Origin of the sequence: Aminobacter aminovorans (assembly GCF_900445235.1) — a bacterium.
In the GTDB taxonomy this organism is placed as follows: Bacteria; Pseudomonadota; Alphaproteobacteria; order Rhizobiales; family Rhizobiaceae; genus Aminobacter; species Aminobacter aminovorans.
Genome location: NZ_UFSM01000001.1, coordinates 1,059,641 through 1,074,766 on the forward strand (window position 1 = coordinate 1,059,641; position 15,126 = coordinate 1,074,766).

The 15,126-nt window shown below is 62.5% G+C and carries 13 protein-coding genes; 11 read left to right on the forward strand and 2 right to left on the reverse strand.

The window, feature by feature from the left end; all coding sequences use genetic code 11:
- Window positions 1–49 precede the first annotated feature (49 nt).
- Complete coding sequence (locus DY201_RS05145; protein ID WP_115730280.1) at window positions 50–916, reverse strand: LysR family transcriptional regulator; 867 nt, start codon at window positions 914–916, stop codon at window positions 50–52.
- A gap of 338 nt (window positions 917–1,254) precedes the next feature.
- Between DY201_RS05145 and DY201_RS05150 the strand changes: the two genes are divergently transcribed.
- From DY201_RS05150 to nadE, 5 genes are all read left to right on the forward strand, one after another.
- Window positions 1,255–2,130, forward strand: coding sequence for an ABC transporter substrate-binding protein (locus tag DY201_RS05150; protein ID WP_165915926.1), 876 nt, complete (start codon window positions 1,255–1,257; stop codon window positions 2,128–2,130).
- Window positions 2,131–2,135: 5 nt separating this feature from the next.
- Window positions 2,136–3,101 (forward strand): amino acid ABC transporter permease, encoded by a 966-nt coding sequence (locus DY201_RS05155; protein ID WP_115730282.1) that lies wholly within the window; start codon window positions 2,136–2,138, stop codon window positions 3,099–3,101.
- Window positions 3,101–3,874, forward strand: a complete 774-nt coding sequence (locus DY201_RS05160) for an amino acid ABC transporter ATP-binding protein (protein WP_425358714.1) — start codon at window positions 3,101–3,103, stop codon at window positions 3,872–3,874. The genes DY201_RS05155 and DY201_RS05160 overlap by 1 nt, the downstream gene beginning before the upstream one ends.
- 48 nt (window positions 3,875–3,922) lie before the next feature.
- On the forward strand, window positions 3,923–5,116 hold the full coding sequence (locus DY201_RS05165) for an amidohydrolase (RefSeq protein WP_115733602.1): 1,194 nt from the start codon (window positions 3,923–3,925) through the stop codon (window positions 5,114–5,116).
- A 198-nt stretch (window positions 5,117–5,314) separates the two neighbouring features.
- Entirely contained in the window at window positions 5,315–6,133 is an 819-nt protein-coding gene (gene nadE, locus DY201_RS05170; protein ID WP_115730283.1) for an ammonia-dependent NAD(+) synthetase, read from the forward strand.
- Window positions 6,134–6,242: 109 nt separating this feature from the next.
- On the opposite strand, the gene DY201_RS05175 is transcribed toward nadE, so the two are convergent.
- A complete protein-coding gene (locus DY201_RS05175; RefSeq protein WP_115730284.1) occupies window positions 6,243–7,469 on the reverse strand; it encodes a cyanate transporter in 1,227 nt (408 codons plus the stop codon).
- A gap of 511 nt (window positions 7,470–7,980) precedes the next feature.
- Between DY201_RS05175 and DY201_RS05180 the strand changes: the two genes are divergently transcribed.
- The 6 genes from DY201_RS05180 (at window position 7,981) to DY201_RS05205 (ending at window position 15,118) form a co-directional block, all read left to right on the forward strand.
- Entirely contained in the window at window positions 7,981–9,237 is a 1,257-nt protein-coding gene (locus tag DY201_RS05180; protein ID WP_115730285.1) for an aminomethyl transferase family protein, read from the forward strand.
- 97 nt (window positions 9,238–9,334) lie between these two features.
- Window positions 9,335–10,252: a methylenetetrahydrofolate reductase gene (locus DY201_RS05185; RefSeq protein WP_245431899.1), complete on the forward strand. Its 918-nt coding sequence runs from the start codon at window positions 9,335–9,337 to the stop codon at window positions 10,250–10,252.
- A gap of 413 nt (window positions 10,253–10,665) precedes the next feature.
- Complete coding sequence (locus tag DY201_RS05190; protein WP_115730287.1) at window positions 10,666–11,706, forward strand: porin; 1,041 nt, start codon at window positions 10,666–10,668, stop codon at window positions 11,704–11,706.
- Window positions 11,707–11,835: 129 nt separating this feature from the next.
- Window positions 11,836–12,627: a helix-turn-helix transcriptional regulator gene (locus DY201_RS05195; protein ID WP_115730288.1), complete on the forward strand. Its 792-nt coding sequence runs from the start codon at window positions 11,836–11,838 to the stop codon at window positions 12,625–12,627.
- Window positions 12,628–12,989: 362 nt separating this feature from the next.
- Entirely contained in the window at window positions 12,990–13,859 is an 870-nt protein-coding gene (locus DY201_RS05200) for an aromatic ring-hydroxylating oxygenase subunit alpha (protein WP_115730289.1), read from the forward strand.
- A gap of 239 nt (window positions 13,860–14,098) precedes the next feature.
- The gene (locus tag DY201_RS05205; RefSeq protein WP_115733603.1) at window positions 14,099–15,118 is read left to right on the forward strand and encodes a BMP family protein; all 1,020 of its coding nucleotides are present in this window, start codon (window positions 14,099–14,101) and stop codon (window positions 15,116–15,118) included.
- The last annotated feature ends 8 nt before the right edge of the window (window positions 15,119–15,126 follow it).

Below are 15,126 nucleotides of genomic sequence, written 5' to 3' on the forward strand. Positions count from 1 at the left end.
CGGGGCAGTCGGCTGATGCCCGCGCTAGGCGGTTTGCGAATTGTGCTGATCAGCCTTGAATGATGGCGTTGGTCCCGCTGGCGCGCAGGCCCAGCATGGCAGACATCCAGTCGACAAGTTCCTTGACCGGGCCGGTCTGCTCCCAGGAGTAAATGGAGACGGCAATGGGCGGTTCGATGCCGAAAGGTGCGTAAGTCTTGACCCGTCTTCCAGGGGTGGTTGCGACGGGCAGGAGCGTGATGCCGAATCCGGCTTCAACGGCCACGAGGATGTTTGGGAGGCTGCTACTCGAGAAGGCGACATACCAGCGCCGGCGCTCCCGTTCGATACGCTCGAACATCTGGTCGCGGTACAGGCCGCCGGGGGAGAAGACCACCAGCGGCATCGGGTCCGGCCAGTCGCGGTCGGCATCCATTGCCTCGAGCCAGGCCATCGGTTCGGGGAAGGACGCGCGGGCATCCGCGCTCGGGGCCGGCTCCTTGACCACCGCGATGTCGAACTCGCCGTCGCGGTAGCGCCGGGTCAGGTCGCGACTCAGGCCGGATGTCACGTCCATCCGGATTTCGCGGCGCCCTTGCGCGAATTCCCGGAACAAGGCCGCCATCGGACCATCGAAGATGTCTTCGGCCAAACCGATGCGAATTGCCGTCAGACCTGCGGGATCGCCCAGCGCAGCTTGAGCCTCCTGCTGAAGCGTGAGGATGCGGCGAGCGTAGCCTTGCAGCCTTTCGCCCGAGGCCGTGGCGCTGATCGGTCTTGCTTCCCGATCGATCAGCGCATGTCCAACAGTTTCCTCCAGTCGCGCGAGCTGCTGGCTGATCGTGGATTGCGTCAGGTGCAACTGCTCCGCTGCACGGGTGAAGCTGCCCGTGTCGAGGATGCCGACGAAGGCGCGAAGAAGGCGAGGGTCGAGCACGCGCGGCGTATCCTTTTGGATTGAATTTCCGAATGAATACCATCCAGCTATTTAATTTTCAAATGCTCTAAAGTGCGGCTATTGAGAATTGCTGACTGCTAACGCCTTAGCTCATCTCGGACAGACTGGACTGCATGAACAGAGCACGTTCCGCCACAGACTATTTCCGGGCCCGCCCCACGCATGCCTGCCGAGCCCCTGAGATCACTGCCGAGACCGTAAGCCGATCGTAGCGCGAACCCCTGACCGACGTGCGGCCGGAGGAGGCCCACGGTTTATCGGTTGCAACTAATGGAGGAAAAATAGCAATGTCATACCCTTGGAAGTATAGCGTCCGGATGGCGCTCGGTGCTGCGGCAGCGAGCCTGGCCCTGCTCGGCAGTGCCGCCTATCACCCGGCTGGCGCCGCGGAGGCCGGGTTCAAGCCTGACGCCCCGCTGGCCAAGCTGGTGCCTGAGACGTATCGCGAGAAGGGGGTGCTGGTGATTGCCACCCAGCCCGACTTCGAGCCCGCGAACTTCACACCGATCGGCGAGTCCGACATCAAGGGCTACAACGTCGACCTCATGGAGGCGATGGCGGCAAAACTCGGTTTGCCGGTCCAGTGGGAGAAAGTTCCTTTCGACCAGATCCTGATCGGCATGCAGAGCAAGAAGTTCGATGCCGCGATCGCGGGGATGACAGACCGCAAGAACCGCCAGGAGAAGGTCGACTTCATCGACTATCAACTCGCCGGCTCGGTGTTCATGATCGCCAAGGGCAATCCGAAGGGGATAACCGGCGCAGTAAATGGCGGCTGCGGCATCACGATCGGCGACGTCAAAGGCAGCGACGCGCAGCGTCTGGTCGACCAGATGGCCGCGGCATGCACTGCAGAAGGCAAGGAGCCGACGAAGCTCGTCTCGTACCCCAACAGCAGCGATAAGAATCTCGCCCTTACCTCTGGTCGGGTCGACGCGATGATCTGGCCCGATCTGGCGGTGTCCGTACTGATGCGTGAGACCGGGGACGCCCTCGATTCACTGCCGATCGACTTCGAGCCGAAGGTCTATCTCGGGATGACTTTCAACAAGGAAGAGAGCGCGCTGCGCGATGGCTTTGTGGCGGCGCTCAAGGCCATCCACGAAGACGGCACATATGACAAGATTCTTGCCGACTGGAAGGTCGAAGTCATCAAACTGGAAGACTACGGGGTCAATCTGGCGAAGGACTGACTCTCATGTCGCACATCAATTTCGAGGGCTTTGAACAAGGCGAGGTCAGCCCGGCCGTTGCACATTATGTGCGGCGGCCGGGCGACGAGCCCGCAACACAGCCCACGCCTATTCGCGCCAAGCAACGCGTGAAGTACGGGCAGATCGTCTCCGCGCTGATCGTTGTCGTGCTGCTGTCGATGTTCACGGCTTCCCAAGCCGGCAACGCGAACATGGAGTGGGGCGTGGCTGCCCAGTTCATGTTCCATCCGGTCATCCTTGGCGGCGTAGGCGTGACGATCCAGCTGTCCGTGCTCGCAATGCTGATCTCCATCGTACTCGCCTTGGTCATCGCGCTGATGATCCAGAGCCAGAACAAGGTCGCGAGTCTCATCGGGCGTGTATATGTCTGGTTCTTCCGCGGCGTTCCGATGCTGGTTCAGGTGCTCTTGTGGTACAACCTCGCGGTCCTGTTTCCGACGATCTTCGGATACAGCACCAACAGCCTCATCTCTGGATTTTCTGCCGGCCTGATCGCCCTGTCGCTGGCCGAGTCAGGCTACATGGCGGAGGTCATCCGCGGTGGCATGCTGTCGGTGCCGGCCGGCCAGATCGATGCGGGGATGAGCCTCGGACTGACCCGCGGCGAGGCGCTTCGCAAGATCGTCTTGCCGCAGAGCATCCGGGTGATCATCCCGCCCACGGGCAATCAGTTCATCGGCATGCTGAAGGCGACGTCGCTGGTCTCCGTCATCGGCGGCAGCGACCTGCTCACCAGGGCGCAGCTGGTCTACGGCCAGAACTTCAAGATCCTGCCGCTGCTGATCGTTGCGGTGCTCTGGTATCTGATCCTGGTCACCGTCGCCAGCATCGGGCAGCACTTCCTGGAAAAGCACTTCAATGTCACCCAGCCGGGGTCGCGGCAGGCGCGCCGAAAGAAGCAACGTCCGTCCACAAGTGCGGCCGTCGCCGTGAGCGGAGGGAGGGCGTGATGGGGGCGATGACAAGCACGATGCTCAAGGTCGAGGGCGTCAACAAGTGGCTCGGCGAAAACCATGTCCTGCGTGGCGTCGACATCCAAGTCCGCAAGGGCGAGATCGTCTGTGTCCTGGGTCCATCAGGTTCGGGCAAGAGCACGCTGCTGCGCTGCATCAACCATCTCGACCCCGTCGATGGCGGGGTGATCGAGGTCGCGGGCGAGCGCATCGGCTACGAGCCTCGCGGCGGCGTGCTCTACGAACAGCACGAGAAAACCGTCGCCAAGGCGCGCCAGCACATCGGCATGGTGTTTCAGCACTTCAATCTCTTCGGCAACATGACCGCCCTGGAGAACGTGGTCTATGGCCCGGTGAAAATCCTGAAGCATCCACGCAAGGAGAGTGTCGGCAAGGCTGAGAACCTGCTGGCCCTTGTCGGCCTGTCCGAGCGTGCGGATGCGTATCCGAGCCAACTCTCGGGCGGCCAGCAGCAACGGGTGGCGATCGCCCGCGCACTGGCGATGGAGCCACGGCTGATGATGTTCGACGAGCCGACCAGCGCGCTCGACCCGGAACTTGTCGGCGAGGTGCTCGCCACCATGCGCAAGGTTGCCGAAGAAGGCATGACGATGCTGGTCGTCACGCACGAGATCGGTTTCGCCCGCGAGGTTGCCGACCGGGTGGTGTTCATGGACCAGGGCCGTGTCCTTGAGGATGGGCCGGCGCGCGACGTGCTCGACAATCCCAGGCACGAACGAACCGCGGCATTCCTGCGCCGCGTCCGCTGAGCTTCGGTCCGGTTGCGACCGCATGAAGACAATCCAAGGACCAATATGATGAAAGACAAGAGCTACGCGCTATCCAATGTGCGCCCGTGGGGCGCCGAGCCGGTGGACATCCTCATCGAGGGCAACCGGATTGCCGGTATCCGCCCTGGGTCGAAGCCAGAAGCCGGCGATGTCGACGGCGGCGGCCTGCTTGCGATGCCCGGCTTCGTCAACACGCACGCTCATATCGACAAGAGCTGGTGGGGCAAGCCATGGGTCGGCTACACCTATTCCGACCGCCCGACCGTCGAGGGCTGGATTGCCAACGAGCGGGCGCAGCGCGACAAGTATGGCGTTCCGAACGTGGCATCGTCGGCTGCCGTACTGCGCCAGTTCGTCCGCAACGGCACGACGGCCACCCGCACGCATGTCGACGTCGACCTGGGCGTCGGGCTGCGTGGGCTGGAGTGCGTCGAGGCGGCCAAGTCCGAACTCGGCGATGCCATCCAGGTCGAGACCGTCGCTTTCCCGCAGGACGGCGTGCTGCGTCGCCCCGGCGTGATGCAACTGCTCGACGAGGCGGCAAAGGCCGGCGCGGACAATATCGGCGGCCTCGACCCGGGCACGATCGACGGCAATGTCGAGGCCGTTCTGGACGGCCTCTTCGACATCGCCGTGAAGCGAAATGTCGGGCTCGATTTCCACCTGCACGAGTTCGGTTCGCTCGGCGTCTACGAGTTTCGGCAGGTCATGCGGCGCACGATCGACGCCGGCCTGCAGGGGCGGGTTACCATCTCGCACGGCTTCGTGCTCGGCACGCTGCCCCAGAACGTCCAGGAAGAGATCGTCGAGAAACTTGCGGAAGCGGGCGTCTCGTGGACGACGGTCGCCATGGGTGGCACGGCGCCGCTTCCCTGGCAGCAGATGCGGCAACGCTCCGTGCCGCTCGGGCTTGGCACCGACGGCACCCGGGATTTGTGGTCGCCCTTCGGCGACGGCGACATGCTGCGCGTCGCGCATCAGTTCGCACGGTTGAGCGGCCTGCGCCACGACGAAAAACTCCTTGCCGCGGTGGAACTGGCAACCAAGGGCGGCGCGCATTTCGTCGGACGCGATGTGCATGACCTCGTCGAGGGTTCGCGCGCCGATATCGTGCTGGTCGATGCCGAAAACGTCTCCGATGCACTGATCCGTTGTCCTCCGCGCAAGCTGGTGATCTCGGGCGGGCGCATCGTCGCCCGCGACGGCGACGTGCTGGTCTGAGCGCACTCCAAATGACGGAACAGGCCGCGCCAGCTTCCCCAAGGAGCTGGCGCGGCTCGGCTCGTGAAAGTCCGGCAAGGAGGCAATGCCTTCTCGATGAAGTGGCATTGACACGGCCGGTGCTTCGCGAATTACCTGTGCGAGCTGAATTTCTTTCGCCAGAGCTGGCACTGCCACGCCAAACAGGGAGCGAGCATCGTGCTTGAGCTACAGGCTGATATCATCCGGGCCCTTGGCGTGGCTTCGGTCTTCGACGCCGGTGCGGAGGCTGAGCGGCGCATCACGTTTCTGGCCGACTACCTCAGGGCATCCGCGATGCGCGCCTATGTCCTTGGGATCAGCGGCGGCGTCGACTCCCTGACTGCTGCGATGCTGGCGCAAGCCGCCGTCCGGCGCCTGCGCGACCAAGGTCATGAGGCGCAATTCGTCGCCGTGCGCCTGCCCTATGGCATCCAGGCCGATGAGGCCGATGCGCAGGCTTCGCTCGACGTGATCGGCCCAGATCGCATGGTGACGATCAACATCAAGCCGGCGGCGGACGCCATGCTGGCAGACGTCCGTCGTGATGCAGCGGACCTCTTCGAGCCGGCTCGGCTGGATTTTCATCTGGGCAACATCAAGGCGCGCCAGCGCATGATTGCGCAATATGCACTGGCCGGCGCCACGCGCGGCCTGGTGATCGGGACCGACCACGCGGCCGAGGCGCTGATGGGGTTCTTCACCAAGTTCGGTGATGGTGCTGCCGATATCACACCACTTGCAGGTCTTACGAAGCGGCGCGTCAGGGCGATCGCCGCACGTCTTGGCGCACCGCAGGCGCTGATCGAAAAGGTGCCTACTGCAGACTTGGAAAGCGATGCGCCGTTGCGGCCTGACGAAGAGGTGTATGGCGTAACATACGACAACATCGACGACTTCCTGGAAGGCAAATCGATTGCCGAACCGGCCCGCCAGCGAATCCTCGCGATGCACCTGGCGACAGCGCACAAGCGGGCCTTGCCGGTTGCGCCCGACTAAGTGTTCACCGACACCTGCCTTGTGGATGCTCTGTCGGCGGCGTGGCTGGCGGCCAGCAAGTCGCGCATCGCTCCCCCAGTGCATCCCCGGGGTGCGATGCACTGACGATCTATGTGGTCGCTGAGGGACTGGGTCGATGCGCTTCGATCGGCTTCATGACCTCGCCGTAACGGCTGGGATCGAAACGGACGTATAGCAGTGCGCTTGCTGCTACGAGTATGGCGTGCATGACCCAGCCGGTTGCGAAACTCTCGCTGAAACCGTGCAGCATCGCCATGGCATAAGGTCCCAACGCCGCGATCAGGAACCCACCTCCTTGCATCGCTGCGGCAAGTGCACCCGCCTGATCGGGTTGGGGCAGATGGTCGAGCGCAGTTATCATGGCGAGCGCGAAGCTGCCACCAAGCCCTACGCCACAGAGTGCGACCCACAACCAGGCGTAAGGTGCTGGAAAACTTGCCAGACCCAGGAAGCCGACGAGCTGGACGGCAGCCGTAAACAAGAGCCAGGGGCGCCGATCGCAAGCGCCGCGGGCCAGGAAGGGCAGGCCGAAGGCCGAGACGGCCTGGCACAAAGCCATGATGGCTACCAGGTTGCTGCTTTGCGAACCCGTCCAGCCTTGGGCTTGGTAGTAGGGCGCAAGCCAGGCCACCATCGACGAGTAGCCGCTATTGACCAGCCCGAATGCTGCGATCAGTGCCCAGGTGCGCGGGCGCAGCAGAAGCAGCCGCGTCATCGGCCTGGCCAGCCCAGGCGCTTTCGCAGGTGCGAGGATGCGGAAGGCGGCCAGCAACGCCACGAACACCGGAGCTGCCAGCCAGGCGAGAGCTGCCCGCCAACTGTACCCAGCATTTGCGAGCACAGGCATCAACCGAGCGCCGACCGCGCCGCCCCCCATGATCATGGCCGAATACAGTCCGGTGACTGTCGGTACGCTGGCGGGGAACCGCGCTTTGATGATCCCGGGAAACACCGCCTGGACGAAAGCAACTCCTGCGCCGCACAGAATGGCCGTCATGATCATCATATCGCCGTCAAAGGCGGCAAACCGCAGCAATGACCCTGCCATGAGCAAGGCGAGCGCTGCCAGCAACCCTTGCCGCGTTCCGACCACGGTCTGGATGGCCGGTGCGACAAAGGCGCCAATACCCATGAGTGCCATCGGCAGCAATGTGAGCAAAGAGATGCCGGCGTATCCCATGCCGGTATCGGCGACGATGGATGGGAGCAGGGTGGCCGGCGCAGTGATGAAGGGCCGAAGATTGACGCCAATCATCACAACGAGGGCCAGCATCGTCCATGCCTGGTTCACCCAGGCTGTCTTGGTCTTGTCCATTTGCTTGGGCTACCCCTTGGAAGCCGAACGTGCCTTCCTGGAGCGGTAGAGGTCGTCGGCGCATAGATCAGCATCTCGACGATCCTGGTGTGCCGTTCGCCGCCACAGGATGATCACCACATGGCTGACGGTTAGCCGTTGCACGTCACATGCGCCAATTAGATGTTTTCATGATCGGCATGCGCACTCCCAATGGGTGGACGACATGTTCGACTATGCCTGCGCGTCTTCAACAACGCCTGTGCCGACTGCCGCACTTGAACCCCAGGTATCCCTCCGGCAACTCCGGGCATTCCGAATTTTGTTCCTCCGTGAAAATCTCGACAGCAATAGATGCGGTTGAAGTGGCCCTTTGAAAGGGTTTCGCCAAAGCAGCGATGGAACAGTGCCGGGCATGTGCCCGCGGCAATTCTTCCATGGCCGAGGTGAATTCGATCGTGTCGGGGAAGACGGTGCGCACCGACATCGGCAATTGCTGCCCCGCTCGTGGGCGCGTGGAGGAAAGAATTCTATGGACGACGTCAAATTCATCACTGGCCTGACCGCCGCGGCTGATGCGCGGGTCGCATTCCGCGGCACACCGTTCGTGGAGCGCACGGCGCCGCTGAACCAGAACGCCTTGTGGATGCGCTGGGACAGGAACATGGTCGTCGACGCCTATTCCGACATGGTCGAGGAACTTGCGGCAATCCGTAACCGGGTCGCCATGGGCGACATGTCGCCGCTGTCGAAATACGTCATTGCCGGTGCCGACGCCGAGAAGCTGATGGACAGCCTGATTCCGCGCGACATTACCAAGCTCAAGGTTGGCCAGATATATTATGCGCCATGGTGCGACGAGAATGGTCATGTCGTTGGCGACGGCCTCGTTTTCCGTATGGACGAGACCACCTTTCGTGTCTCGGCCGATCCGGGCTTCACCTGGTGGAAGAGCCATGCCGAAGGCCTCGATGTCGTGGTGACCGATATCACCGACGATTATGGCATCCTCACATTGCAGGGACCGCGGTCGCGGGAAGTGCTGCGTGCGGTGACCGGAAATGCATTCGACGAACTGCCGTTCTCGCGGCTCGGTTTCGTCACCATTGCCGGTCGGCAGGTCGAAATCCTGCGCCAGGGCTTTACCGGCGAACACGGATACGAACTCTGGGTCAAGACTGCGGATGGTGCCGCCGTATGGGATGCGGTGCAGGTAGCAGGCGAGCCGTTCGACATATTGCCCGCTGGTGCCTGGGCGCTCGATCTGGCGCGGCTGGAGGCTGGGCTGCTGATTGTCGGCTACGACTACACCAGCGCCGGACCCGATCACGGCGGCGCTGGCATCCAGGCCGAAGGCCGGTTCCGCGCATCGCCATACGATCTTGGCCTTGGGCGCCTGATCGACCTGCGCAAGACCGACTTCGTCGGCAAGGCCGCCCTTCAGCGTATGTCGGACGCGGGCGATCACCGAAAGCTCGTCGGCCTCGAAATCGACTGGTCGCGAGCCGCCGGCGGCAAGGGTCTCGAGGGCGGGGCGCCGGGCAATCTCCGGCGGGTGCGCTGGTACCCGGTGCCGGCCTTCCATGATGGCGCCGAGGTAGGCCACGCCTCGAGTGTCGCCTGGTCGCCATCGGTCGGCAAGATGATCGGCTTCGGCCATCTGCGCGGCAAGGCAGCCGAGATCGGTTCGCAACTCACCCTGCGCTGGACCAGCGACGGCGAAACCATCGACGTCGGTGCCCGCGTCATCGAACTGCCGTTCCTGTCGCTGAAGCGCGCAAACGGCTGACCAGGCGCCTGGCGCATCCTCTCCCATGAACGCGCAGCCGGGCGGTTGATCCGCCCGGCGCCGGACATGTGGCGTCGCCCGCCGTGGCGGCGAACGCATGAGGCTCGCCGCAAGAAATCAAGGGCAGGCCATGACCGAAATGACTGACACCATTGCTGAAAGGCCGTCTGCTCGGTGCGCAGCACAAGCCATGTCTATCGAGCTCGCGCCTGAGCAGGTGCGCAGCTTCGCACCCGACATCGAGCAGTTTCCGCTGGGCTCGCGCGTGTTCCTGACCCATCTCACCGGCAAGCCCGAGGCGATGCAGGTGGAGGCAGCGTTGCGTATCAGGGAAATGGGCTACATCGCGGTGCCCCATCTCGGCGCCCGCAACTTCAAGACCGAGAAGGATTTTGTCGACCTCGTCGCTGCTCACAGCCAAAACGGCATCACCGAAGCGTTGTTCCTGGGCGGCAATCCGGCGCTCTTCCCGGGGCCGATGAGTGAATCGGCGCAGTTGCTGGCCCATCCCGTGCTTGGCGACTCGACAATTCGTACGGCCTTTGTCGCGGGTTACCCCGAGGGACATCCAGGCATTTCAGAGGCCGCTCTGGCGGAGGCACTGTGGCGCAAGCTTGAGATCTGCGACGCCCGCTCCATCGATGCCAGGATCGTCTCGCAATTCGCCTTCGACGGTACCGCCATGGGCGCCTGGGCACGAGGCTTGCACGAACAGTACCCCGAACTTCCCGTGCATGTTGGGCTTGCCGGCGTGACCAGCCTGGCCAAACTGATCAAGTTCGCCATGATGTGCGGGGTAGGGCCCTCGATCGCGGCGCTGAAGCGATCGGCAAGCGGGCTGTTCAATGTCATCGCCGACCGCAATCCCGCCGATGTGCTTGAAGCAATGTCTGCGAGCTATCCGCAACCGGCGGGGCCGCTGCATTTGCACTTCTTCCCCTTCGGCGGATGGGAAAAGACGCTTGCTTGGTTCAGCGAATATCGGGGAGCCCGCCGGCTGCGGGCCGGCGCGTGAAGAGCAGGGCCATGACCATGTTTTACCGCCGACCTCGGTGAGGGCTCGGTCATCGAACAGGGCACCGAGCGCGTGACGCATTCAGCCATGCTCAACGGACGCAGGACGGTCGTGTTCGGCTAGGTCGCGAGCGGCCCCCGCATTACCTGCAGATATGGTTTTGCGTATCCCGGCCATTCGGACAGTGCCACGCCTGTCCTAACGTCGAAGCGCAATCGCCGCACATACCACATCCAGGCCGGCCGTTTCTCGGCAGGCAGCATGAACCTCCGTCACGCGATGGGGGGCGACGCATGTTGCCTGCAGCTGACGGGGAGGAGCGCTCTGGATCGCGACGATTGCCGCCTGCATCCGGGGATGTCCACCCCCGGCATGGAATCAGAACAGCTGCAAATCGGGAGGAAACCGGGACAATGAACTACAGGAAAGTCATGCTTGGCTGCGCGCTGGCAATCGGTGCGCCTTACGGCGCCCAGGCGGCCGATGCCATGGTCGCAGCCGAACCGGAGCCGATCGGCTATGTCAGGATCTGCGATACCTATGGCGTCGGCTTCTACTATCTGCCGGGGACCGAAACCTGCCTGCGTGTCGGCGGCTACATCCGCTACGAGATCGGCGTGGGCGATCTGTTTGGCGCGGACCGTGACGACGACGGCCGGGGCGACACCTATTTCAAGCGGGCCCGCGCGGCGCTGAAGATCGATGCCCGCTCGGAGACGGAACTCGGCACGTTGCGCCGCTACATGCACATCAACTTCCAGCATGACATCGATGCCGACGGCGGCCACGAAGCGATGGAGATCGAGAGTGCCATCATCGAGCTGGGCGGTTTGCGCATCGGGGTGAACGACTCGTTGTTCATCACCTTCGTCAACTATGCGGGTTACGTCTCCAAGGACGACGTCATCGGCTACGGCCCGTTCGCCACGCCGCAGATCGCCTACACCTACAAGAACGAAAACGGCTTCACCGCGGCCGTGTCACTCGAAACCGGCTACGACCCGTTCGTTGTCGACAGCTACATGCCGCATGTCGTGGCAGGCCTGTCCTATGCTCAATCATGGGGTGGCGTGGCCGTGGTTGCTGCCTACGACTCGGTGTCGGAGGAGTGGTCAGGCAAGCTGCGCCTCGATGCCACCTTCAGCGATACGATTTCGGCATTTGCAATGGCCGGCCTAAAGAGCGACCACAGCGCGCCTTATTCCCAGTTCTACGGTATCTGGGGCGGCCGGTGGGCGCTGTGGGGCGGTGCTTCGATCAAGGCTTCCGACAAGGCCTCGGTCAATTTCCAGCTGTCTTATGACGAGGACGAGAATTTTGCGGCGGTTGCCAATGTCGCATATCAGGTCGTGCCGGATCTGATGGTTACGCCTGAGCTCGGCTTCTACGACAATTTTGCCGTCGACGGCGCCGATATGATTGGCGGCTTCGTGCGCATGGAGGCATCGTTCTAGCGTTGCCCGTTCCGGCAGTCGCGGCTCCGCTGGCTTGCGCCGGCGGAGCAATGCTCCGATGATTACGCGCACCATGCATGGGAGCCGCGAGTTCTGGCCCGCCTCTCCGGACATTTGCGAAAGATCCGTATGCGTCTGCCCCCGATCGATCTGAGCCGCGAAAACACCTTCGGAGAACTTACCTATGAGACCGGCGGCCAGTATGGGCCGATCATGGGCGACTATCTCGCCTTCATCGTCATCCATATCGGCAGTGCCACGATCGAGGCTGACGACAGGGTCACAAGGCTCGAGGCTGGGCAGTGCGCCTTCTCGTTGACGCACGAGCGCTACAACTACATCGCGCAGGAAGGCGTCCTCTCTCATGTCAGCTGGTGCGACGGTCGCCCGCAGAACGCTGGATGGCTCTATCAGGAAGCCGGCAAGTTCGTGCCGTTCATCGACGCTACGCCTCAGGTCCAGACGCTCATGCAACTTGGCGTCGACCTCGGCATTGGTGACCGCGACAGTCGCAGCGGATTGCGTGAGGCGCTGACCAACGCGCTGCTCAATGCCTACATCTACGAGGCAGGGGTCCTGGCCGCGGAAAAACCGATGCCACAGACGATCCTGCGCGCCAGGCGCTATCTCGACGAGCACTTCGCCGGCGACCTCACCATCGAACATGTTGCAGAACAATTGCGGGTCAGCCCGCAATATCTGGTCTCGGCCTTCAAGAAGCATATGGGCATGACGCCGGCGCGTTATCTCTGGCGCTGCCGTGTCGACTATGGCGCCCACCTTTTGCAGCGGACCGGACTGTCGATCAGCGAAATCGCCTACAAGGTCGGCTACAAAAACCCCTACCACTTCTCGCGCCAAGTGAAACTGGCGTTCGATTGCTCACCGACGGAATTGGGCGAGCAGGCGCGTAGTGCTTGAGCGTCCTTTGAATCCGAGCATCGTGCTTTCCGAAAATCGTTTCCGATTTTCGGGCCGATGCTTGGACGCGGCCTGGCGCATGTTCGTCCGCGGATGAACTGGCGATATGTGATTGCCAACCGGGTGCATGGCGGATTGGGCGGCATCCGTGGAATTCTTCACCTGCCGATCGGAGCTGCAACCAAGATACCAGCCAGACCGGCGGCGGAGGAACGACTGTATAAGGCACCCAGGTGTCCGCCAGACATGGCGCCGGGCCAACGCTGCCCGCAATCGCTCCGAAATCGCTGAACCGAACGACTATCGCCTGCGGCCTGTTTCGAGGCCGCAACGGTGCTGAATGAGTATTGCGGATGGCCAGTATGGGAAACCTCGCTTCGATAGATCCGGTCGCTCTCGACGAATGGCATGTCGTGGCCTCCCTCGAAGAGCTGCCTGCCGACACGACGATCTCGACGATCCTGCTCGGCCAGGCGATCCAGGTTGGGCGACGTGCCAACGTGCTCGGCGTATGGCGGGGCGACGAGGCGCTGCCGCTGATCGAACGCTTCGGCTATTTGTGGACGACGCTCGGCAATCCTCCACGCGACCTGTTCGAGATCGTCGAGTTCAATGATGCCGACCGCAGTGTCATCGTCCAGGGTGTCACGCGCGTCGCCGTGTCGGCACCGCGCGCGGTCGAGAATTTTCTCGACATGGGGCATTTCCCCTTCGTCCACACCGGGATTCTCGGCGAGGAGCCGCATACCGAGGTCAAGCCTTACAAGGTCACGGTCTATCCGGAGCCGCCGGAAATTCTAGTCACCGAATGCGAGTTTTACCAGCCGCAGGCCAATGCCGGTTCTGACAGCGGCGTGGATACCGAATATGTCTACCGCATCCCGCATCCGTTTTGCGCGGTGCTCTACAAGACAGGCTCGACGGACGCCTCGCGCCGCGACGTCATTGCCCTGTTTGGCCAGCCGGTGAGCGAAGAATGCGTGCTGGTCCATATCGTCATCTGCCTGGTCGACGATGTGACCAACCTTGCTGCGATGCGCAGCTTCCACCAGACCATTCTCGGTCAAGACAAACCGATCCTGGAAAACCAGGTGCCGAAGCGCTTGCCGCTCGACACACGTGCCGAAGTGCCGATCCGCGCCGACGCTGCCTCGGCAGCCTATCGCCGCTGGCTTCGCGACCGCGGCCTTCGCTACGGCGTCATCTTGGGCAACTCCAGCCGCGCTGCATGAATGTACAGCCGCCGTGTTTAACCAGGGATATGCCTGACTGAAATAGCAGCCATTGTTGCGCCTACGCCGGCATGAAAGCTTGAGCTAATGGTTGCAAGACCAAAAACCGACGACAGATAAGACCAAGGGGAACGTCGTTGGTGCAGGTTTCCGCCGCTTTGCGCGGTCTGCCAGAGCAGACTGAGCGCGAGCACTCAGGCGGAATGGGACAGTTTCGAGCTGGAATGGAGGAACCTTACATGGCACCGAACATCACCCGTCGCACGGCACTTCTCGGCTCTGCGGGAGCAATCCTGCTGGCGGGCATTGCCCGCTCATTCGCCGCCGAGCCGACCAAACTGAAGATCGCAATCATCATGGAAAGCCGTGTCGATGTCGGCTGGTGCAGCACGCTTCTCGACTCGCTCAACAAGATCAAGGGCGAGATCGCACCGACAATCGACCTTTCCTGGGAGTACACCGACCCGCTCTGGAACGAGGACGCCGAGAATGCGATGCGCCTCTACGCCGAGAGCGGCGAATACGACATCATCTGGGGGCACGGCCGCTACTCCGACCAGATCAAGAAGCTGAACGCCGAATTCCCCGACATCATGTTTGTGGTGGCCGGCTCCGGCAACGTGCCGATCGGCGCCAACCAGTACTGGCTCTACAAGCGGCTGCACGAGCCGTCCTACCTGCTCGGCATGCTCGCCGGCAGGACAACCAAGTCCGGCGTGATCGGATTGGTCGGCACGTTTGCGGCCGACGACGTCAACGATCAGATCAACGCCTATCTCGATGGTGCACGCTCGATCCGTCCAGACATTCAGCATCGTGTTTCGTTTATCGGCTCCTGGTCGGACAATGCGCTGGCCGCCGAGCATGCAAATGTCCAGATCGCTTCCGGCGCCGACGTCGTGTTCATGTTGACCGACAACTTCAAGCCTTGCGAGGAGCACAAGATAATGTGCTTCGCCAACATCAGCGATCAGAGCAAGAATGCGCCGTCAGCGCTTGCTTCCAGCGCGGTCATCAACTGGGAGCCTGATCTCAGGTGGCTGCTCGACGAATGGCAGAAGCACAAGGCCGGTGGCCAATTCAGCGGCAACGCGGAACCGAAATGGTTTTCGATGGCCGATGGCGGCACAGACATTGCGCCCTACCATGAGTTCGAAGCCAAGTTGCCCGATGCCGTGAAGCAGGAAATTGCCGCGACGCGGCAGAAGATCCTGTCGCGCGCGCTCGTCGTTGCGGTGAACACGGCGGAAGTGAAGTGAACTGCGTG